This window comes from Pontibacter sp. 13R65 (genome assembly GCF_047525655.1).
GTDB lineage: Bacteria > Bacteroidota > Bacteroidia > Cytophagales > Hymenobacteraceae > Pontibacter.
Map to the genome: position 1 here is coordinate 229,303 of NZ_JBLIQL010000006.1, position 20,725 is coordinate 250,027.

The window sequence follows — 20,725 nt, forward strand, 5'->3', positions numbered from 1 at the left end:
AACTATCAAAAACTTTTATCGGCAGCAAAAAGCGACAGCGCCGAAAGCGTAAGTGTTGGGTTAGAAGGCGTATAAGTAGTAAAGCTGCCACTGCCAAGCACAAAAAGATTTCGGTACTGGTGGTGAATAAGATGTTTATCGACCACACCTTCAGCTGCACTATTGCTCATTCGGGAAGTGCCCAGAATATGCGCCTCCGATGGATAAGGATCATGATATTCTATTTTCTCTACAGGCAAACATGAAAATATTTCAGGCAACTTTTCCTTCATGTTCTGTACACCTTTGAGCGTGTAATCCGAAGGGCCTTTATAATGCACAGCCGGCCTCATTCGATCTGGCGTTGTGGCAACATGGTTCTCCATTTCAGGCAAATCACCAAATACCATCCTGAAATTGGCAATGTGACGCCACTTGCCCCGTTCTAATCTAAAATAAGGATCGTTGCTCGACTCCATTAAGCAGGCTGCCATTTCTTTTCTATGATCGCCGTCGTATAGCATGTAACCATTGGCGTTTACCCAGGTGCTGCCTCCTACGTTCTCCAAATTATCGAGGTAAACAGATACTTTTAAACCCAACTGTTCACCTATTCCTTTTCCTGTAAAGCGGTTGTTATCGCCGGAGTTCAGGAGCACGTTGGCATTAAAAATAGCATTTGCTCCCAGTGCAATTACCTCTCCTGCCACATGGTACTCTTTCCCATCTTTTAGAAAATTTACTTTTCGGGCAACCTGCTGCTCCAGATCCAGGCTATATACCTCTGCCCCGTAAAGCAATTCCACACGGGCATCGTTATACACTCCCATGTTAGAATTCTCGATGGTAAATTTGGCATTAACCGGACAAACCGAGCAAACGGTGCTGGCACAGCACGCATTTCTGCCATTTACAGGCTTACTGGCTCGTGCAGTAGGCTGGCTTATATAGAGGTCGCCGTATTGTTTGTGCAGCAGTTTATCAACGGAAGTAAACAAATGCGGTGGTAAAGGGTAAGGCGACTTCTTTGGAAATGGTGTACTTGCTGGCCCAGAAATCGACATGGTTTCTTCTACCTGGGTATAGTATGGATCCAGGTCTGTATATGTTATCGGCCAATCGCTGCCAACGCCATACAAGGTTTTCATTTTAAAGTCTGAAGGCATAAATCTGGGGGTGCAGCCATACCAGCAATTAGAACTGCCTCCAAAGCCCAGCGAGAAGAACCACTCCTTCTCCTGGTTAAGGTTCTGAAACGACTTCTCATGCGCATCGTTAATAGTAGCAAAACGGGTTTGTTCTCCTCTCTTTTCCTTCAGTCGCTCCGCGTGCGGATATAAATACCCTTTCTCTAAAACAAGCACTTTTACTTTAGCTGATGCTTTGCTCAAGTATTTCTGAAGAAAAAATGTTGATGCGAAACCAGTACCAACCACTACTAAATCGTAAGACGTATGCTTCATTGAAAAGAGTATAATTCTACAAATGTGTAACTGCCAATTAATTAAAATAATCAAAGGCCTTGTGAAACATGTGCGTCAACTAGGGATTACTGTACATAGGCTCAAAACCTAAAATGCATGGTTAAAATTATTCTAATAAAATTGGCCTTCCAGAGGCTTCATCATACTTACATCCCCTAGATTTTTATCTAATAAAAAACCAGAGAAAGCCTATCGCAATAAAGCCTTGTAATTCTATTGCGACATTTTAGCTCCGGATCTTTAAATAATTACCTTCTAGTCAATAGAACCATGGCTCGACCTATAATTCGGCACATATATCCCTTGTTAAAACGACTGCTTCAGAAACCAGTTGAGCTCCGGAATATTCACATACACTAGCCCCATGAGCAAAAGAGTAAACAGAATTACGTACAGCATAAACGACTTTTCTTTATGCAGCTTTTCAGGGCCCTGTACTACCGAATCTTTGCGTAGCCCTATCTTAAGATACCAGGCAAACAGCAGCGCAAAGAATGGGAAGCTAATCAGAAGCTCAATTTTGTTTTTGATAAGGAAAATACCTAAAAAAAAGGCAGATGTAATAGCGTAGAAGAACATCGAAATAAGCAGATTGTTCTCGGTGTACCGTTGAAAAGATTTGCGGTACAAACCAGCCAGTTCAGGGTTGTTGATATAACGGTATTCCGCAAAACGTTTTGTCGCCATCAGAAAGGCACCTCCCATCCAGTAAGCCAGTATAATGCTGCTTGGCGGAATAAAGGCCCATGCCGGATCTAAGAGGCTGGCAGGCAGCAAAGAAGCAGGCACAAATATAAACCAGCCCAAAGCAAGCCTGATCGGGTTATTTACTGATTCAGAAAGCACATCGAGGTACACACGCTCTTTGGTGCGGAACGGCCTAACATTGTACATGATGCCCATAAAAAGCAGAAATGCCTCTAACACCAGAAACTGCATCGAAATAAAATACGATAGAGCCAGACCAAGAGCAGCCAGCAGAATATACTCAGAATAAACGACCAGCGGGTTCAGCACAGTTACAACAGCCGATCGTTTCTTTTTTTCCGGATGGAAGCGATCGAATTCGGCATCCAGGTATTCGTTTATAGTATAATTTGCAGAAGCAATAAGGCAGGTACTAATAATACCCACCACAATTCGTAAAAGTAAAGTGGCATCCAGGGCAGTATTATATACCAGCAGAGCAAACAGCATTCCCGGAAACATAAAGATGTTCTTAAACCAATGATCGGGACGGGCTATAGCCACGTATTCTTTTACGCCAGCAGGCTTAAGAACTAATTTCTGCGCAGAGGGTTTAGGCAACCCAATAACTGTTTCCATGCCATTATAAATATTAGTTATCGTTTATTTTGATTCTTCTACCTATATCGTCGGTTCTTCCGGCTAGAGCGCAACATGATATTTACCCATAAAAGAATCAAAATCATGCCAACACCCTATATATTATAAAACAAATACATAAATACTTGTGATTAGCGTATTTTAGATTGTACTTAATCCTATAGTAATATCAAGCTTGAAATATTTATGCTTACTTACAATCGCAGCATTCCCATTCTGGCTCTATCTTTCCCATAATGATCCATTCTATTAGTAGAGTACATGTCTGTTCGTAACTAAATTCTTGGCTGGAGTTGCGACTAAACCTAAAGCCGCTCTTAACAAAAGGCTATTACTATACTAAACGATACGAAGTAAATTGCCATTTCCAATTGGTCTGTGGCAAATTAAACCATGAACCATTTGGTAAGTCGTAAGGCTAAAGCTGCGTTAATGAAGCTTAGAGTAACATTCAGGCTACATTTCGCCACCTAAAATACCTATAAGGCAACGGAATGGCTAAATACAGAACTGTCGTAAAGGCTATGTACTGAAGATGGGCTACCTGCAAAAATTAAGTTTGTTTTAAGGTGATGCTAATATTTGTACAGTACTTGCATAGACCTATACAATACCTATCTTCTTTATTAGAGGCCTATTATTTACAAGTTCATGGAATCCAGAATTGATTTACAAAAAACGAAAGCAGTGATCTTCGATGTAGATGGCACCTTGTATACTCAATCGAGGTTAAGGAAAAAAATGCTGTTCGCTTTGTTAAGATATTATGCAAAAAGGCCATGGCGTATAAATGATTTAGCAATTCTCCACCATTTCAGGGCCGAAAGAGAAAAAAGAGCAGGTTATGCAATTGGTAACCTGGAGCAAGCCCAGTATGAGTGGTGTGCCGACAAAGGAGATTATACAATTTCGAGAATCAAGCAGGTTGTAGACTTCTGGATGTTTAACTTTCCGAATAAATACCTGCACGCTTGTATGTACCCTGGTGTAAAGGCTTTTATAGACACCCTACGGCAGCATCAAATTAAAATAGGGATTTACTCAGACTATAAGGCTGCAGACAAACTCAAAGCCATGCATATAGAGGCCGACATTGTGGTATGTTCTACAGATGAAAAAGTAGATCAGCTAAAGCCTAGCCCTGAGGGCTTGTTACATATCGCACAGAAGCTTGGCCTGAAGCCGGAAGAATGTCTTTTTATCGGTGACCGGCAGGAACTGGATGGTGAGTGCGCCATAAGAGCTAACATGCCTTACCTTATTGTAGATAAAAAGCCTTTCAGTAAATTTGATTTTTACCATAAACTGACATTGCCTTTAGCCCAACTGGTAGCATAAGTTAGCCTCAACTTAAGAAGGCCTGTTTCTTGCACGGATGCAAGAAACAGGCCTTCTTAAGTTGAGGAACGCTTACATTTGAGCTAGCTGGTTACATAAACAATAGCATTTATTTATCAGAGCACAACAGATATAAACCCCGGTTCTACCATTGCAACAATGGGAAGATTAGCTGCATTGCCACTCAGGGGCCTGCTCATAAACTGGCCACGTACCCACCGGCCTTTTTCTGATGAAATTCTATCCATCGTAAGCGTAGCAGGTTATCTTTTACTTGTGTTTTACTGCCAAAAACAAAATATAAGTCATGCTTACCCGTTGGGTCATTTATGGAAGCGTGCGAAGATTTCCAGCTATTCCAGTTACCGGTAGGTTTCAATTCAATCCGACTCAACACTTTGCCCTTCAAGGAACCTACCCGCACTTCTACGTAGCCCTCCTTCTCCATTGCCGCATAACTCAATGACAGCTGCCTTACCGTACGGAGATCTATTTGCTTTAAAACAAGATAATCGCCATGGTTGATCTGGCTTAAATAATGCACACCTTCTCCTGCTGGAACTTTGTCTAATCCATGGTATTCATCAAACTCGAGGGCTCCAATGCGAGGGTGCCGCAGCACAATTTTACCTGCCCCAGTTAATGCATCAACCTTTGGTCCGCCTTTGTCGGTATAAGTAGCTTTAAACAGATATTTCCCATCAGTTCCATTTCCGTGATGCCTGTTCAGGACAAGGCTACCTGTGGCCGGCAACGAACGCACTTTTGGTGTAGTTTTATTTAACGACAGTATGTACTGAACAATGGTAGTAGCATCTTGCTTTGTAAGCCGCGGATGCGCATTCATTGAAATATCTCCCCAGGCTCCCCCTCCACCCTTTATAACTTTAACAGCTAATTTTTCGACGGTGGCATCGTTTACCTTATATTTTTTCGCCACATCTAAAAATGCAGGGCCAATGGCTTTGTGATCCAGGGTGTGGCACGACATGCAATCGTTCTCGTTGATTAATTTGTTGGCAAGTCCTGCCCCCAGATCCTCTAGTTGCTGGTTTTCTATTAACAAACCTGGCAAGTCATTGCCCTGAGGCAGGTAATCGAGGCTAACAACTAACCTGTTTACATCCACCTCTTTGTCTTCGTGGTCGGTTACTGAAACCTGGTAGTCAAAAGCCTGGTTATCCTGCCAATAAAACGACTGGTTAGAAGAAGACATAATCTTAACCACAGGTGCAGAATTGCCTACCTGTAATTTAAGTGCACGCTGTGAACTCATTCCCTTCTTATCGGTAACTGTAAGTACTGCCATGTATTGCCCAGGCTCAGTAAATGTAAACTCAGGATCAGGAGATTTCTGGCCAAATGGCTTTCCATTCAGTGTCCATTGTATTTTTAAGACATCACCATTATCATAATCAAAAGAACCTTTGCTGGAAAACTTTACAGTTAATGGTACACCACCTATCGTTTCGCTGGCTGAAGCCACGGCAACCGGAGGCCTATTGCCTTTGTTATACTCGATACGAGCCAACTTTCCACCTTTTTTTAACATGCCCCAAGGGTCGCCAAACTCCAGCACATATAAGGCTCCGTCGGGGCCAAAATCCATATCTATCGGGTTATCGAAAGCTACTTTGGGCATAAACGCTTCTATTCGTTTATAGCGGTAATCTCCGTCCATGTAAACTGCCTTTATCCAGTTGCGGGACCAGTCCCCTATAAAAAGCACCTTGTCATAGTATTCCGGAAATTTTATACCGGAAGTTGAGGCTGCATCATAATGGTACACAGGCCCGCCAAGGGCGCAACGTGCTCCTTCCCCCAACTCAGGAAACTCTTGTGACGGCGTGTAAGGGTAGTAAATAAATGCCGGTGCTGCAGGCGGAAGATTTCTGGCACCTGTATTATTGACAGATTTGTTTATGGGTGCCCCCGGATCAAATAAGGGTCCGATTTTACCAGTAGCAAAATCAAAAGCCGCGTACGGGTAGTTATCGCCTATAAAGTACGGCCAGCCGTTATTACAAGCTTGTTTAACCTGATTTATCTCGTCATAACCCTGTGAACCACGCGTGCTGTCTTTACCGGCATCAGGGCCTACTTCTCCCCAATATAAAATACCTGACGGCTTGTCTACTGCAATTCTAAAGGGATTCCGGCAACCCATCACATAAATCTCTGGCCGCCCCTCTGATCCATCTTTCGGAAACAGGTTATCGTCAGGGATCGAATATGAGCCATCAGGCTGAGGAGTGATGCGCAGAATTTTTCCTCTTAAATCGTGGGTATTAGCGGCAGATCGTTGTGCGTCGTTAAAATTATGTCCGGGCCGCTCATCTATAGGGGCATATCCGCCGGAATGAAGCGCTACCGAATTGTCGCCAGTACTTATGTAAAGATTACCTTTGGCATCAAATGCAAGAGATCCGCCCAAATGGCCACTTTGATTTATCTCCAACGGCACTTTCAAGAGCACTTTTTCTGAGGACAAGTCGACACCTCCGGCTACCATCGTAAACCGAGACACAAACATGACAGCCCCTCTTGACTTGGGTGGTGTATAAAAAAGATAAATTTGTTTATTATCTGCAAAATCAGGATCGATTGCAAGCCCCTGTAAGCCATGTCCAGACTCTGTGGCGTCTACAGGCAGTCTGGCTATTTTTTTAGTTACTTTTGAGGCAGGATCAAATTCAAAAATATTTCCTTCACGTTCTATAACCAGCACAAGCCCTGTACTGGAAATAGCCAGTTCCATGGGCTCTTTCAGATCATCGTACAGCACGGCATAATGGTAGCGGCTTAGTTCCTGCAGATGCTTTGAATCTGCACCAGCACCACCAAGTACAAAACGAATAACGGCAGCAAGTTGCTCCTTAAATTTTTGCCCATCCGCAGCCTCCTTGTTTATTTTGGCATTTAATATCGATACTCTGCCACCGGTGTAGGTAAAGCTTCTGAAAAAGTCTCCAGCACTATCTTCCGGATTGCTTATGGAAGCTAACATTACATCCGGCCCGGAAGATTCTTTACCAGTTTCATACATACCGGCATACCAGCGCCAGCTACTCGTATCAGTTGGCTCAGCCTGTATGCCAATAAACCCTCCACCATGCTCAAGGTAGCTTTTAAAGCTGCTTTGTTGCTCCTCACCTAAGATAAAGGTTCGCATATCTAGAAAAATTACAGCACCGTACTCCTGCAGCTTAGCTGTATTCAAAACGGAAGGGTCGCTTGTAAACTCTACCAAAACTGACTGTTGTGATGCCTGCTCCTGAATTTCTTGCAGGTAAAACTGGCTCTGTTCATGCTTGCTGAAATCTGCCGAATGCAATACCAGTATCTTTTGCTGTTGCGCTTGCTGTGTACAAGATAAGAGGCACATTAACATCAGAAAAGCCAGTAGCCGTGGCATGAAAATTGACTTGAAATGTACTGATTTCATTAGGTGGGTGTGTAAATGAAATGTTATTAGATTTATAGATATTAGCCAATCAGACCTCTAATTATGCCTTTCAACTTATTTTGCAGGTAATAAACTATCTGATAGAGCTCTTATTAAATTTTTTGAGCAGCAGATCAGCACTAAGGAGTAGAATAAAGTGGAGAAAGCTTTTGTAAAGAGCAATCTCCAATGCAAGGATAACTGTAGTTTGACACTAACATAATGATAGCCTTCTTACATTTTCATCAAAAAAGAGTAGAGCAGCATGTACACTTGCTTTATTTGGCTATAGTTAAAGATTCATTTTGATAAAAATTGGTCGAGTAAAAAGCTTCCAAGCTCATATAAGACTATAGTGAATAATAACTAGAAAAATTAATGTCAGACAAAATAGGAGAAAGCTCTACCTATCCTCTTTATCCGGGTTCAAGTCATTCCATCTCCCCCCCTTCTCCCAGCTCTGCACCAGATTCTAAATTCTAGCACAAAGCTCTTTTGAAGTTTGTACAAAGGAATTTATTACATAATAAATTATTGGGGCATTAGTAGTAGGCAGGTTAAATTGGAGATTAGGAACTGCGGTAATTCTAAACCACACGAAAAGCAGCTACAATAGTTAAGAGCGAATTGTAGCAAAATTAATGACTATTTAAATTATAATCTTTATCCAATAAAATTTAAACCTCATTTTTTAATAAAACAATACAATTATAGTATATATTTTTTAATTATAATATATACCACCCATCATTTAATTAAATTTTTAATTTAGCCAAATCTAAAATATTTGCCCTGTCTTTCCCTTACTAAAAATATGAGTAGTAGTAGCTACCTTTGCAAATAACTATTACCATAATTGCATGATTAACCCAAAACAGCTGGCCATTAAAGATTTTGTGTATGAGCTGCCAGAAGAACGCATTGCCAAGTTTCCGCTTCCGCAGCGCGACCAGTCTAAACTGCTGCACTACCAGGGCGGCCAGATAACCGATTATAAGTTTACAGACATTCCGCAACTACTGCCGCAGCAAACCCTGCTGGTTTTTAACAACACTAAAGTAGTGCAGGCAAGGCTGCTGTTTCAGAAAGAAACGGGAGGGTTGATCGAAATCTTCTGTCTTGAACCAATTGCTCCGCACCGCGAAATACAGAGGGCCATGCAGCAAACCAGCCAAAGTACCTGGAAGTGCTTGGTAGGCAATAACAAACGCTGGAAAGGCGAAAAGCTGCACCTGCACTTCGAGGGGGGCACTCTCTCCGCAGAGCGGCTCTCGCAGCAGGAAGGCCATTTCCTGATTGGGTTTACTTGGTTGCCGGAGGAGCTTGCCTTTGCGGAAGTGCTGGAGCGGTGTGGTCGTTTGCCGCTGCCCCCTTACCTCAACCGCGACCTCACCCCCGACGACAAAACCCGCTACCAGACCATTTATGCACAACAACAGGGAGCAGTAGCTGCCCCAACTGCCGGCCTGCATTTCACAGACGAGGTACTGCAACAGCTTCGGGAGCAACATATTGGAACAGCTTACCTAACGCTGCATGTTGGAGCCGGCACGTTTAAACCTGTAAAAGCCGACACCATGGAAGCGCACGACATGCACGCCGAGCAACTAATGGTATCGAAGCAGGTAGTGGAGCAGGTGCTGCAGCAGTTGGGTAACCCTATTATACCGGTTGGCACCACCAGCATGCGCAGCCTCGAAAGCCTGTACTGGCTGGGTGTACTCCTGCTACAGAACCCGGCCCTGGCACCCGATGCACTACTCATAAACCAGTGGCTCCCTTACGAAACAGCCACACCACCCGCCGCCCCTATAGCACTGCAAGCCATTCTGAGGTACCTGGAACAGCAGCAGTCTGATTACTTGCACGCCAGTACCCAAATTATTATCGCGCCTGGTTACGAGTTCAAAATCTGCTCCGGCCTTGTCACCAACTTTCATCAGCCGGAGAGCACGCTGCTGTTGCTGGTGTCGGCACTGGTAGGGGAAAGCTGGCGCACTATTTACAAGCACGCCTTAAACAACAACTACCGCTTCCTGAGCTACGGTGACAGTTCTTTGCTGATGCGCGAGAATAGTTGATTTTGGGTAAACCGAATTCAACTATTCTTTTTGATAAAAGTCCTTCATTAGCAGCCAGGTTTCAAAAGGGGCTTTTGCCCTCCGGAAGGCTGTTTTCATTAGAATAATTACTAATGATTTTGGTCTACTGAGCTTGAAAGACTGATTTATTGAAAACACTTACATTGTTAACACTTTAGAGAAGCGACTTAAAAAGTAAGCGCCTGCCTTTGCTAAAGTGCAAAAGCAGGCGCCGCTAAATGAGAAGAAGTGAATTCTGCTGAAAATATTATCGATTACCAGCTACGATTAAAACCCATACTCTGCCAGCAAATACACCAGTGCTGCCATAGAAGCGGCTCCTAATTGCATCTCACGGCGGTTTACGTTTTCGAACACGTCTATTTCGGTGTGGTGGTAGTCGAAGTAACGCTGCGAATCTGGCCGGAAACCGATTAGAGCAACCGTTCCCTGGCCTTTTAAGGGACCAATATCAGCGCCGCCGCCATCGCGGTTCAGGTCGTGGAGCCCGTATCGCGTCAGGAGTTTATGCCAGCTCATGGCTTTGGCAAACTGGGCATCGGTGCCATCTATGCCGAAGCCACGTGGCGTAAACCCCCCTGCATCAGACTCAATGGCAGCAATATGCTTCTCGTTGTTTTTTTTGGCCAGCTCCGCGTATTTCAGTCCGCCTCTGAGGCCATTTTCTTCGTTCATAAATAAAACTGCCCGCACCGTACGCTTTGGTTTCAGGTTCAGTTCCTTCAGCATGCGCAGCACATCAATAGATTGCATACAGCCTGTGCCATCGTCGTGTGCGCCTTCTCCCAAGTCCCACGAATCGAGGTGACCGCCTACTACTATTATCTCTTCTGGTTTCTCGCTTCCTTTTATCTCGCCTATTACATTGTAAGAAAGCACGTCAGGCAGTGTTTCGCAGGTCATGCGCATATAGAATTTCAATTCCGGGTCGTCTTGCAGCAGGTCGCTGAGCTGGTTCGCATGCTTCGTGCTAATAGCGGCAGCCGGAATTTTGGCAATACCCTCCTGGTAACGGGTGCTGCCGGTGTGCGGCACATCCTGCACCTCGTTGGCCATAGAGCGCACCAGTACTCCTACAGCCCCTAGTTTAGCAGCTGCAACCGGGCCGCCACCGCGCTGGTCTACAGCACCACCATATGCTTGCATGGTATTAAGGTGAGTATTATCAAAGGCCCTGTTGAAGAACACGATTTTGCCTTGCACTTTTTTCTTTCCCAGCTTTTCGAGTTCTTCAAAACTCTTTACCTCTACTACCTGTGCGCTTATACCTTTTGCACCTGTACCCACAGAGCCACCCAGGGCTGCAATGTTCATCTCGGCAGCACCTGCTCTGGAGTTGGTTACACGCCCAATTTCTTTTTCGCCTCGCACCCAATGCGGTACCATTACCTCCTGCAGGTACACACGGTCTAGCCCCATTTTATTCATTACCTGGCGGCTCCACTCTACTGCCGCCGCCGCTTGTGGAGAACCGCTAAGGCGATGGCCAATTTTTTTGGTAAGGTAACGCAGGTTCTCATAGCTCTCGTAGCTGGTGAGGGCGTTGTCATAAATTTTTCGGATGGTAACAGAATCGGTGGCATAGTTTTGCTGGGCCATGGCAGGCAAAGCCAAAACAGCAGCCACTGCTAGCAGCGCTGAGCGGAGTGTAGTTTTAAATAGCATGAGGTAAGGGGTCGGAAATTTTAATGGTATAACTTCAAAACGGAATATACTAATGATTTTGAAAATGCTCCTGATTTTTTCCTGTAGTAATTTTAAGTTTGATCCCGAGCACAACTTTTTAATTGTGCAGCCAGATCAAAACCATGCTTTAACTACTTCAAATTATTAAAACAGAGACAGTCCTATGTTGGCCAATAGCCTAAGTGCCTCAAGTACACAAAGGCCTCCGGAACCTCTTTTTCATTAGCATAATTTGGTTGCTGAATGTTAGCTGCTGAATGGTTAAACTGATAAATCTTTCTTCGACTATAGCTTCTGTTTTAACAACTTATTCTTAAATACTTCAGTGATCTTCTGTTTTATGCCCTGTGTTTTTTATCACTCAAAAAGCCTCTGAAAAGGCAATTTTATTTAAAATAAACCGGAGAAACCATGTATCTGTTACACAGCCTTTCTACTCCAACGCCAGCACCCGGACTAATTCCTTCTCCGGTAGCATCAGCATACCAACTTCTGGCAGCCGCGAGGTAAGGTCGCGCCATTTTTTGTCTTTGCGGTACACTTCTTTCAGCAGCTTCAGCGCTCCGTTTACATTGCCGTTGTTGGCCAGCGTAATGGCGTGCCAGTACTTCATTTCCTGGTTCTGCGGATACATTGCCTGGGCTTTGCTGTATTCTGCTACGGCCTCTGCCATTTGCCCCTGCTCCATAGCCTCGTCGCCATTGTTCATGTGTTCATAGGCTCTGTAGATTTTGAGCAGCCGGGCAAGTTCCTCCAGCGGATGCGCATGATCGTCTACACGCAAGTCTATGGTTTTATCGTTCCAGGGTTGGGAGCCTGCCTTGTCCGGCACCACCACCAGGGCTGCAGATTGTTTGCCTCTTATGTCGCCGCCTTCTTTCTCTGCGGCCTCCATTGCCAGCAGCACACGCTCCGCCAGGGGCTTGCCTGCGCTGGTTTCAAAAGCTTTGGCCATGGCCTGCCACACCTTTGGGTGAAGCATCATGTTTGCCTGCACCGAAAATTGTTTGCCCGTAAGATGACCAGCGTACCGGATGCACTGACTGCCCGTATGGGCCGCCACCCGCCCTTGCGCATCCAGCAGGGCTACCTGCCGCACTTCCCGCCCCTCGTCGTCGGCAAGTAAAATGTCCAGTGCCTCCTCCGGCGATTTTCCTTCTTTCAGGAGCGCCAGCCCCCGCACACCAAACGATTTGTTTACAAAAGACTGAGTGGCCACCACACCAACACCTGCCTCTGCCCAGGGTACAGCTGTGCCAGCAGAAAACCAGTGGCTCTGTACGCCCACAGCCATTTCGCCTGCCACAGGATCCCGGGCTATAATCGAGTAGGTATGCGCCAGCGGCTCTTTCGATTTTACTACCTGTGCCTTCTTGTGTTGTCGTGCCATAGAATTCTGTGGTGTATCTGGCCCCTTTTTAACTAAAAAGAGACTTTAGGTGAATTTGGAATAAAACTAACGTAATTTAACAGATACGGCACCGGCAGCAGTTTCTACTTAACTTGCACCGTATACAAAACTTTACTTTATAAGTATAAAATTTAAAATATATAGCTCAAAATGGTTAATAGCACACAACCATTTAAAGCCATCTGATATGAAAGACCCTTATTCTGAAAAAAAACCGCAGCGCATGGCCATGCTTATAGATGGCGACAATGCGCAGCCCAACCTTATTGTTAAACTTCTGTCGGAAGTAGGCAAGTATGGTCCAATTACGATACGCCGCATATACGGCGACTGGACTACGCCCCAGATGAACGGCTGGAAAGACTGCCTGAACAACCACGCCATTCAGCCAATACAGCAGTTCAGATATACAGTGGGTAAGAACGCAACCGACAGCGCTCTGATTATAGATGCCATGGACCTGCTCCACAGTGCCCTTGTAGATGGCTTCTGCATTGTTTCTTCCGACAGCGACTACACCCGCCTCGCTACGCGCATACGCGAATCGGGCAATTTTGTGATGGGCATAGGCCAACGCAAAACACCTAAGCCTTTTGTGAATGCCTGTAACATTTTTATTTATACCGAAAACCTGACAGAAAACATTGACGAGCAGAAGATTGCCATTGCCGACAAAAACACACCTGCCGGCCAGGAAAACCTGAGACCGAACCCAATTCCCATGCTTAAAGAAGCCTTTAGTATGGCAGTAGGCGAAGACGGTTGGGCACACCTGGGAACCATGGGCATGGCCTTGCGCCAGTTAGATCCTGCCTTCGACCCAAGGACCTTTGGTTTTAGCCAGCTCATACAACTGATAAAAGCACACAAAGAGCTTTTCAGCATCCGGAAAGAAGACGACAAAGGTTCTTCAGCTGTGTACATTCAAAGAAAACCAAGTCGGCGCACCTCCAGCAGTCGCACCCGCAAACCGGCTCAGAGCAAATAATACCCCAGACTTGGCAGGAGTGTATCCTGGCAGGTGTTATTTTTATGCTCCCGAGAGCCCAGGCACTTTCACCACTTTACAACCCGGGGCAGTAACATGTAGTTACTGCCCCGGGTATTCCTCCCGCGACGGCCGCACTACAAACGTAAGCGTCAACAGTCAACACATTTGCAACTACAGCATCACACCAGCCCTAATTTGGCAAAAACAATTTCATTTTATTGAAATTTTAACATTTAAGATCTCCTGTTGGATACTTTCCAAAGACTGCAATTCAATTATAAACACGTAGGCAACAACAATGCTCACCAAAAAATCGGGGCCTATTCCACGCATTAACGAAAAGCCGAATACCAATAATTTCTTGCCTAAATTCATTCTATAGCACATCCTACATTGCTACCTTCTACCAAAAGCAGAAAGGCCTTTGAAGACAGAAAATTTAAATAGGAGAAGGCGGAAGCCTGAACACATAATTTATATTTTCTTGAAATGGAATTTCAACATATCAGTTTTGTTATAAAACCGTAGCCAACCAGTATCTTTGCGTACCCTAGCATAACTTTAATGAACCCTACATCAATCGTATCTTTCGACAACACTGCTGTTGCCTTTTCCTCTAAATCGGATGCTGAATTGCTTAAAATGTACTGGATGTTTAAATCCATGAATAGCAACGCGTTTGTAAAAATAGGAGGCGGTTTACTTAACACAGCCATTAAACTGCATCTGCCTGTTAAGTTTATCGTGAAGCCCACTATTTTCAATCATTTTTGTGGTGGCGAAACCATAGAAGAATCAGGTAAGGCGATACAGGCTCTGGGCAACTATAACATCGGCACCATTCTCGACTATTCTGTGGAGGGAGAAGGCGACGAAAAGAGTTTCGATACCACACGTGATGAAATTCTTCGCACAGTGGCCAGAGCAAAAGGCAACAAGAACATTCCTTTTTCTGTGTTTAAAGTAACCGGCCTTATAGATATAGACCTGCTGGAAAAGGTACAGCAAAAAAAAGAACTAAGTGCAGCAGAAAGAGGTGCTTTTGAACGTGGCCGCGACCGTGTAGATGCTATCTGCAGAAGCTGCCACGAAGCCGGCGTGCGTGTTTTTGTGGATGCCGAAGAAAGCTGGATCCAGGACACGATAGATCACCTGGCTTACCAAATGATGGAGCAATACAACACCGAGAAGGCCATTGTGTATAACACTTATCAGCTCTACCGCCACGACCGGCTGAAGGTAATACAGCGCGATTATGAGCAGGCCGTACGCCAGGGGTACTACCTTGGAGCCAAATTGGTGAGAGGAGCCTACATGGAAAAAGAACGCGAACGCGCCAAAGCGCAAAACTATCCGAGCCCTATTAATCCAACCAAGCAGGCATCGGACGAGCTGTTTGATGCGGCACTCCGGTTCTGCATGCAGCACCTCGACAGAATAGCGATCTGCAATGGCACACACAACGAAAAAAGCTGTTACCTGCTGTTAGACCTTATGGCAGAGCAAAACATTGATCCTTCTGATGAGCGCATCTATTTTGCGCAACTCTTTGGCATGAGCGATAACTTATCTTTTAACCTGGCAAATGCCGGATATAATGTAGCCAAGTATGTACCCTATGGTCCCGTAGATGCGGTAATGCCCTATTTATTGCGTCGCGCCAACGAGAACACAGCCATTGCAGGCCAGAGCAGCCGCGAGTTCAGTCTCATCCGGAAAGAGATGGAACGCAGGAAAGCCAAAGCCTAAAGACCTAAACTGGCAAAACACCTCCGGAAGGCCTTTTTCATTAGCAGAATTTAGTTGTTGGCAGCTAATTGTTAATGGCTGAAAAGATAGGTACTTCATGAGCGGATTTAAATCTGTGCAAGCAAGACCTTGCAGCGTGCACAACACTTGAGAGTTTTTAGGAGAACCAGAAAATATACCCTCTAATGCCTGGCCTCTAAAACACCTAAAATGCCTACGGAAGGGCGTTTTCATTAGAAGAATTAGAAGCCACTGAATAACTTTATCAGAAGTCTAAACACACAAAAAGGCTCTGTACCGGAATACAGAGCCTTTTTGTGTGTATTTAGAACTATAAGTAAACTATTGCAGTTCTGTTTTTAAATTACTCAACTGGAGCAACAGTAGTATCAACAGCAGCAGCAGTAGTGTCAACTTCAACTTCTTCTACAGGAGCAACTTCTTCTTCAGTTGTTACTTCAGTTTCAGTAGCTTCAGTTTCAGTAGTAGCAGCATCGTTGCAAGCAGAGAAAGAAACAACAGCAAGAGCAACTACGGCGATTTTGAATAAATTTTTCATTTTGTGTTTGTAATTAAGTGTTTAGTTTCGATTTTGAACTTCATACAGAAATCGGAAAGAGGTAACCCAGCATTTCTAAAAAAAAAATTATTTTTTTTCTGTGGGTTACAAAAAGCCCTCCGGCGTATTAAAACTTGAATGGAATGAAGAATACTTTGTATGAGACGGATGAGGCGATAATAGCAGGTATTCGTAAGGACGATGACAGAGCCCTTGCCTACCTCTACAAACTTCATTTCCCCATGATATCTCATTTTATCCTCAACAACAGCGGAACAGATGACGAAGCCAAGGATATATACCAGGAAGCCGTTATTGTGTTTTATGAGAAGATCAGGGAAAACAGCCTGGAACTTAGCTGTCAGATAAAAACGTACCTGTACTCGGTTTGCAGGCGACTCTGGCTAAAGCGGCTCGCCGAAAAAGGCAGGTTTGCCGTGAAGGTAGACGATGCAGAAAACTACCTGCCGGTTGAGGAAGATGTTTCGCAGCACGAAGAGAACGAGCGCCAGTTCGACCTGATGGGCGATGCACTGGCACAACTTGGGGAGCCTTGCCGCAGCCTGATAGAAGATTATTACATAAACATGCAGAACATGCAGGACATAACGGAGAAGTTCGGCTACACGAACTCCGACACTGCCAAAAACCAGAAGTACAAGTGCCTGCAACGCTTAAAGAAGATATTTTTTTCGGCCTACAAGCCGCAAGTTTAACAACCCAAATGGGGTTTACGCCTTTTAAAGGAATTTAGCAACCACAACCATGTTCGACTACAGCATATATGAGCAGATAGAACGCTACCTAAATAATGGCATGGTAGCAGAGGAGAAAGCGGCTTTTGAGGCGCTTTTGCAGGCAGACTCCAGGCTGGCAGAAAAAGTACGCGAGCACCGAACGCTTCTGAAGGCTATGCGCCAGCACGGGCAGCGGCAGTCGCTTAAGCACAAACTGAACCTGATCCATGCCGAAATGGAAGCAACTGCGGAGGCAGAGGCTACACCATCGCTGTTTAAGACTTTCTGGAACAAGCACCGCCAAACTATGGCAGTAGCCGCCAGTGTATCTTTGCTCTCGGTTTTTGGCACGCTATGGAGCGTTCAACAGCTTAAAGAACCTGTGCAGCAGCAAACAGCCCGCTACGTGGAGTTACGACGCGAAGTAGAACGTATTAAAAAAGAGCAGCGTGCCATTATAGATAACATTATAGGCACTGAAGCCGAGAAACCGGCACCTCGTGCAGCCCGGTTTAGCGGTACTGGCTTTGCTGTTTCTTCAGATGGGTACATTGTTACCAACTCGCACGTAATAGAAGGTGCCGATTCAGTCATGATCGAGAACAAGGCAGGTCTACGTTATAAAGTAACCGCCGTGTACCGCGACAAGAGCCACGATCTTGCCATTCTGAAAATAGAAGATCCGGCTTTCGAAGGGTTAGGTAAATTACCATATACATTTAAAACTACGGAGTCTGATTTAGGCGAGAAAGTGTTTACACTAGGTTATCCGCGCGAAGACATCGTATTTGGCGAAGGCTCCCTCAGCTCCTCTTCGGGCTTCGAAGGCGATACCACAGCCTACCAGATCTCCATTCCTCTTAACCCGGGTAATAGCGGCGGCCCTTTACTCGACGACAAAGGCAACCTGATCGGTATCATTAGCGGTAAACAAGCCGGCCAGGAAGGCGCCGCTTTTGCTGTTAAATCCGCTTACCTTCTCAAAGTACTTGGCGATATGGCTGGCACCGACTCTACTGAAGTATCCTTACCACGTTACAATTCCCTTACAGGCAACAGCAGGCCTCACCAGCTCAAAAAGCTGAAGGATTATGTATTCGTAGTAAAAGTTTATAATTGATTTTTAAACACCCACAAGAAAAGAAGGCGCACAAACCGCCTTCTTTTTTTTGCCCTGTTGCGCTTTCCTCCAATCACGTGCTCCAGGCCCACCACCACCTCATAAAAAGCTGCTCAGCTGCTCCTTCTTTTTACTGGCTCCGCTTCTGCTAGTTTTATCAGAGATAATAATCTAGTGCCATCTCCTGCTTACCTGTTCTATTATTTTATTAAGAATCCTGATTTAAAAAACCGATTATTTGCACTTTTCACACCTCCCACTCTTCTACTCTTCCCGTACTAATTTTATTTATGCCATAAAAGTGCCTAATACAGATGCCAACACTTCATTTTATTTAGCACAAAGGTTATAAAAATAAGCATAAAAATAACTCAGTATAAGTAGGTTTAAAAATTACTTCATAAAAAAGTTAACATTTTTATTTTTTTTCAGTTTAATAATACAGAAGTCATTAAAAACAATTTCTAACCAGAAATGCCTAATGACCTTTTATTATTATTTTAAGATAGAAACTATGAAAAAGAGAATGTTAAAACCCCTAGCAGCTGTTGCTGTAATATCAATGACTATGTTTAGTTGTGCAAGTTCTACCGACCAGATGAATAGCACAGCCATGAGTGATACCAACATGAGCGAAACGCAGACAATGGCAGGATCTGACGATCAGATGACTGACAGCAACATGAGTGGCACTAACACAGAGGCTACCATGACGGATGCTGCTGCCACAGGTACTGAGTCTATGCGACAGGAGTCTGATGTAAATAGCGAAAGCCTGACTCTTACAGACGACATCGCTTACGGAGACATGTTTAGCGAAATAGACGACACTAAGCAAATGGGTGTGCTCGATTTGGCTAAAACAAGCAGCAACCTGTCTACTTTCGTTAAATTAGTGGAACACGCAGACATGGCATCTGCCCTGGAAGCAGAAGGACCATTCACTGTTTTTGCCCCAACTAACGAAGCTTTTGCCGCTCTACCTAATGGCAAACTAGATTACCTGATGAAGCCAGAAAATAAAGCTGAGCTGATTCAGACGCTGCAATCACATTTTCTGGGTGCTGATGTATCCTCGGTTCAATTCTCAAGCACACAACGCATCGGAGCCGGAGACAACATGTACATCCCGATTGATGTAACTGCTAATACAACAACTATCGGTGGTGCCACGATTGTAAAACCAGATGTTAAAGCTTCTAACGGTGTTATTCACGTGGTAGACGGAATTATCACACCAGTTGCAGATACAGGTATAACCCGATAGCTAATCCGAAACAACAAACTGTAGAGATCCCTACCTTTTCAGGTAGGGATTTTTATGAAACCTATATAAGTACAGAGGCAGCTGAATTAGTAACAATTTAGAGAACTTAGCCTCGAAACCAATAACATTAATAGTCGTTTAAGATAAAACATAAATCAAAACAGACTTATTGTACTCATTAACAAAACTATAAAACTATGACAAACGACAGAGATAACGCAGGTATGATGACAGCAATGTTCAGAGACCGAGACAGTGCAGAAAGAGCTTATAACGAACTTCGCACGCGCGGTTACGACAAAGACGACATAAATGTAGTTATGTCGGACGATGCGCGTAAGCGCCACTTCGGTGACAACGAAGAGAACACTGAACTAGGAAACAAGTCACTTGAAGGAGCCGGAGCAGGATCTGCCATTGGTGGTACTTTGGGTGCCATTGTTGGTGCTGTAGCTGCCATTGGTACTTCCATAGCGATTCCTGGCTTAGGTCTTATAGTGGCTGGCCCGCTAGCAGCAGGTTTGGCTGGCGCAGGTGCCGGCGGCTTAACTGGTGGCCTCATTGGTGCACTGGTTGGTGCAGGTATACCAGAAGAACGTGCTAAAGTGTATGAATCCGGTATCAAAGAAGGTAATATCGTATTAGGCTTTAAGCCACAGACACAGGAAGATGCTCGTTATTTTGAAAGCCACTTTCAGAATAACAGAGGAGAGCATATTTACTACTAATAATACAAGGCTCCTGGCTTAAAAACAGGGTCCTAAACAATAAGAGGCGGCTCCACAAAGGGGTTGCCTCTTTTTGTTTAGGACCCTGTTTGAACACAAAATAAAACGCAGTATCGACTCATTAAAAAAAAAATTAAACAGCGCTTTATTTACAATTTTTTAACACCAAACAATAACAACTCATAATCACCTATATGTAAAGTATTTACAAAGCATATATTAAATGATTAAATAAAACTTTTTCAAATCCATTGTGCAGTATTTATTTTGTTATATATTGCAATATTCTATTAAAAGATAGAGCAGTTAGTACAAAAGTCTATGGATAAATTAAACCACATTTTACTAGTAAGCAACGATCCTATTCATACCATGTTCTCTCAAATTATTCTGGAAGATGCTAATGCGAGCGATCTGATAACAGTTTGCGAAAGCGCGCCAGAAGCTCTTGAGTTTCTAGATAATTTCCGAGCTGGACTTGGAACACCTTTCCCAGACCTCATCTTGTTAGACATCAACTTATCAGGTAAGGAAGAATTCTATTTTCTGGAGGAATACCACATGCTTAACTACCATTTAACACAACCGGCAATTATATCCATTTTCGCAACTCCTAATCATATCAAGCAGGCAGAACAGGCATGCCAATACATTGCCGTAGCCGGATTTATTCCAAAACCTTTGTCATTAACCAACCTATATAAGGTACTGACAGTAGCCTTCTCTTATAACCTTAGTAAACAATTTTGAAGAGTTTCGTATGCATTAGGTAAACACTATAC

15 protein-coding genes are annotated in these 20,725 nt (G+C 44.2%); 9 read left to right on the top strand and 6 right to left on the bottom strand.

Annotated elements, in window-relative coordinates; all coding sequences use genetic code 11:
* Positions 1 to 5 precede the first annotated feature (5 nt).
* Together ACMA1I_RS10100 and ACMA1I_RS10105 are read right to left on the bottom strand one after the other, a co-directional pair.
* Positions 6 to 1,442 (bottom strand): GMC oxidoreductase, encoded by a 1,437-nt coding sequence (locus ACMA1I_RS10100; RefSeq protein WP_337068198.1) that lies wholly within the window; start codon positions 1,440 to 1,442, stop codon positions 6 to 8.
* A 327-nt stretch (positions 1,443 to 1,769) separates the two neighbouring features.
* On the bottom strand, positions 1,770 to 2,789 hold the full coding sequence (locus ACMA1I_RS10105; RefSeq protein WP_337068199.1) for a UbiA family prenyltransferase: 1,020 nt from the start codon (positions 2,787 to 2,789) through the stop codon (positions 1,770 to 1,772).
* 672 nt (positions 2,790 to 3,461) lie between these two features.
* Between ACMA1I_RS10105 and ACMA1I_RS10110 the strand changes: the two genes are divergently transcribed.
* Positions 3,462 to 4,148 (top strand): HAD family hydrolase, encoded by a 687-nt coding sequence (locus ACMA1I_RS10110; RefSeq protein ID WP_337068200.1) that lies wholly within the window; start codon positions 3,462 to 3,464, stop codon positions 4,146 to 4,148.
* A gap of 196 nt (positions 4,149 to 4,344) precedes the next feature.
* Here ACMA1I_RS10110 and ACMA1I_RS10115 read toward each other — a convergent pair whose 3' ends face one another.
* Complete coding sequence (locus ACMA1I_RS10115) at positions 4,345 to 7,593, bottom strand: PQQ-dependent sugar dehydrogenase (RefSeq protein ID WP_337068201.1); 3,249 nt, start codon at positions 7,591 to 7,593, stop codon at positions 4,345 to 4,347.
* 860 nt (positions 7,594 to 8,453) lie between these two features.
* Here ACMA1I_RS10115 and ACMA1I_RS10120 point away from each other — a divergent pair.
* The gene (locus ACMA1I_RS10120; protein WP_337068202.1) at positions 8,454 to 9,674 is read left to right on the top strand and encodes an S-adenosylmethionine:tRNA ribosyltransferase-isomerase; all 1,221 of its coding nucleotides are present in this window, start codon (positions 8,454 to 8,456) and stop codon (positions 9,672 to 9,674) included.
* A gap of 288 nt (positions 9,675 to 9,962) precedes the next feature.
* Here the strand turns inward: ACMA1I_RS10120 and ACMA1I_RS10125 are convergent, their stop codons facing one another.
* Together ACMA1I_RS10125 and ACMA1I_RS10130 are read right to left on the bottom strand one after the other, a co-directional pair.
* On the bottom strand, positions 9,963 to 11,360 hold the full coding sequence (locus ACMA1I_RS10125) for a M20/M25/M40 family metallo-hydrolase (protein WP_414703895.1): 1,398 nt from the start codon (positions 11,358 to 11,360) through the stop codon (positions 9,963 to 9,965).
* Positions 11,361 to 11,814: 454 nt separating this feature from the next.
* Positions 11,815 to 12,771, bottom strand: coding sequence for a DUF1028 domain-containing protein (locus tag ACMA1I_RS10130; protein ID WP_337068203.1), 957 nt, complete (start codon positions 12,769 to 12,771; stop codon positions 11,815 to 11,817).
* 208 nt (positions 12,772 to 12,979) lie between these two features.
* Here ACMA1I_RS10130 and ACMA1I_RS10135 point away from each other — a divergent pair, with 208 nt between their 5' ends.
* Positions 12,980 to 13,780, top strand: coding sequence for an NYN domain-containing protein (locus ACMA1I_RS10135; RefSeq protein ID WP_337068204.1), 801 nt, complete (start codon positions 12,980 to 12,982; stop codon positions 13,778 to 13,780).
* Positions 13,781 to 14,347: 567 nt separating this feature from the next.
* The gene (locus ACMA1I_RS10140; RefSeq protein ID WP_337068205.1) at positions 14,348 to 15,532 is read left to right on the top strand and encodes a proline dehydrogenase family protein; all 1,185 of its coding nucleotides are present in this window, start codon (positions 14,348 to 14,350) and stop codon (positions 15,530 to 15,532) included.
* A 364-nt stretch (positions 15,533 to 15,896) separates the two neighbouring features.
* Here the strand turns inward: ACMA1I_RS10140 and ACMA1I_RS10145 are convergent, their stop codons facing one another.
* On the bottom strand, positions 15,897 to 16,091 hold the full coding sequence (locus tag ACMA1I_RS10145; RefSeq protein WP_337068206.1) for a hypothetical protein: 195 nt from the start codon (positions 16,089 to 16,091) through the stop codon (positions 15,897 to 15,899).
* Between the two features lie 143 nt (positions 16,092 to 16,234).
* On the opposite strand from ACMA1I_RS10145, the gene ACMA1I_RS10150 reads away from it, so the two are divergent.
* The 5 genes from ACMA1I_RS10150 to ACMA1I_RS10170 all read left to right on the top strand — a co-directional run bounded on the left by ACMA1I_RS10150 (position 16,235) and on the right by ACMA1I_RS10170 (position 20,693).
* A complete protein-coding gene (locus ACMA1I_RS10150) occupies positions 16,235 to 16,807 on the top strand; it encodes a sigma-70 family RNA polymerase sigma factor (RefSeq protein ID WP_337068207.1) in 573 nt (190 codons plus the stop codon).
* Between the two features lie 49 nt (positions 16,808 to 16,856).
* A complete protein-coding gene (locus ACMA1I_RS10155; RefSeq protein WP_337068208.1) occupies positions 16,857 to 17,948 on the top strand; it encodes a serine protease in 1,092 nt (363 codons plus the stop codon).
* Positions 17,949 to 18,516: 568 nt separating this feature from the next.
* Positions 18,517 to 19,215, top strand: a complete 699-nt coding sequence (locus ACMA1I_RS10160) for a fasciclin domain-containing protein (RefSeq protein ID WP_337068209.1) — start codon at positions 18,517 to 18,519, stop codon at positions 19,213 to 19,215.
* A gap of 197 nt (positions 19,216 to 19,412) precedes the next feature.
* Complete coding sequence (locus ACMA1I_RS10165) at positions 19,413 to 19,943, top strand: hypothetical protein (RefSeq protein ID WP_337068210.1); 531 nt, start codon at positions 19,413 to 19,415, stop codon at positions 19,941 to 19,943.
* Positions 19,944 to 20,264: 321 nt separating this feature from the next.
* Positions 20,265 to 20,693, top strand: a complete 429-nt coding sequence (locus ACMA1I_RS10170; RefSeq protein WP_337068211.1) for a hypothetical protein — start codon at positions 20,265 to 20,267, stop codon at positions 20,691 to 20,693.
* The last annotated feature ends 32 nt before the right edge of the window (positions 20,694 to 20,725 follow it).

What these genes read in the sequence shown, in the direction of transcription:
- ACMA1I_RS10110 (WP_337068200.1), top strand. Translation starts at nt 3,462, where the DNA reads ATGGAATCCAGAATTGATTTACAAAAAACGAAAGCAGTGATCTTCGAT.
- ACMA1I_RS10125 (WP_414703895.1), bottom strand. Translation starts at nt 11,360, where the DNA reads ATGCTATTTAAAACTACACTCCGCTCAGCGCTGCTAGCAGTGGCTGCT.
- ACMA1I_RS10120 (WP_337068202.1), top strand. Translation starts at nt 8,454, where the DNA reads ATGATTAACCCAAAACAGCTGGCCATTAAAGATTTTGTGTATGAGCTG.
- ACMA1I_RS10115 (WP_337068201.1), bottom strand. Translation starts at nt 7,593, where the DNA reads ATGAAATCAGTACATTTCAAGTCAATTTTCATGCCACGGCTACTGGCT.
- ACMA1I_RS10165 (WP_337068210.1), top strand. Translation starts at nt 19,413, where the DNA reads ATGACAAACGACAGAGATAACGCAGGTATGATGACAGCAATGTTCAGA.
- ACMA1I_RS10100 (WP_337068198.1), bottom strand. Translation starts at nt 1,442, where the DNA reads ATGAAGCATACGTCTTACGATTTAGTAGTGGTTGGTACTGGTTTCGCA.
- ACMA1I_RS10105 (WP_337068199.1), bottom strand. Translation starts at nt 2,789, where the DNA reads ATGGAAACAGTTATTGGGTTGCCTAAACCCTCTGCGCAGAAATTAGTT.
- ACMA1I_RS10145 (WP_337068206.1), bottom strand. Translation starts at nt 16,091, where the DNA reads ATGAAAAATTTATTCAAAATCGCCGTAGTTGCTCTTGCTGTTGTTTCT.
- ACMA1I_RS10170 (WP_337068211.1), top strand. Translation starts at nt 20,265, where the DNA reads ATGGATAAATTAAACCACATTTTACTAGTAAGCAACGATCCTATTCAT.
- ACMA1I_RS10140 (WP_337068205.1), top strand. Translation starts at nt 14,348, where the DNA reads ATGAACCCTACATCAATCGTATCTTTCGACAACACTGCTGTTGCCTTT.
- ACMA1I_RS10130 (WP_337068203.1), bottom strand. Translation starts at nt 12,771, where the DNA reads ATGGCACGACAACACAAGAAGGCACAGGTAGTAAAATCGAAAGAGCCG.
- ACMA1I_RS10135 (WP_337068204.1), top strand. Translation starts at nt 12,980, where the DNA reads ATGAAAGACCCTTATTCTGAAAAAAAACCGCAGCGCATGGCCATGCTT.
- ACMA1I_RS10150 (WP_337068207.1), top strand. Translation starts at nt 16,235, where the DNA reads ATGAAGAATACTTTGTATGAGACGGATGAGGCGATAATAGCAGGTATT.
- ACMA1I_RS10160 (WP_337068209.1), top strand. Translation starts at nt 18,517, where the DNA reads ATGTTTAGTTGTGCAAGTTCTACCGACCAGATGAATAGCACAGCCATG.
- ACMA1I_RS10155 (WP_337068208.1), top strand. Translation starts at nt 16,857, where the DNA reads ATGTTCGACTACAGCATATATGAGCAGATAGAACGCTACCTAAATAAT.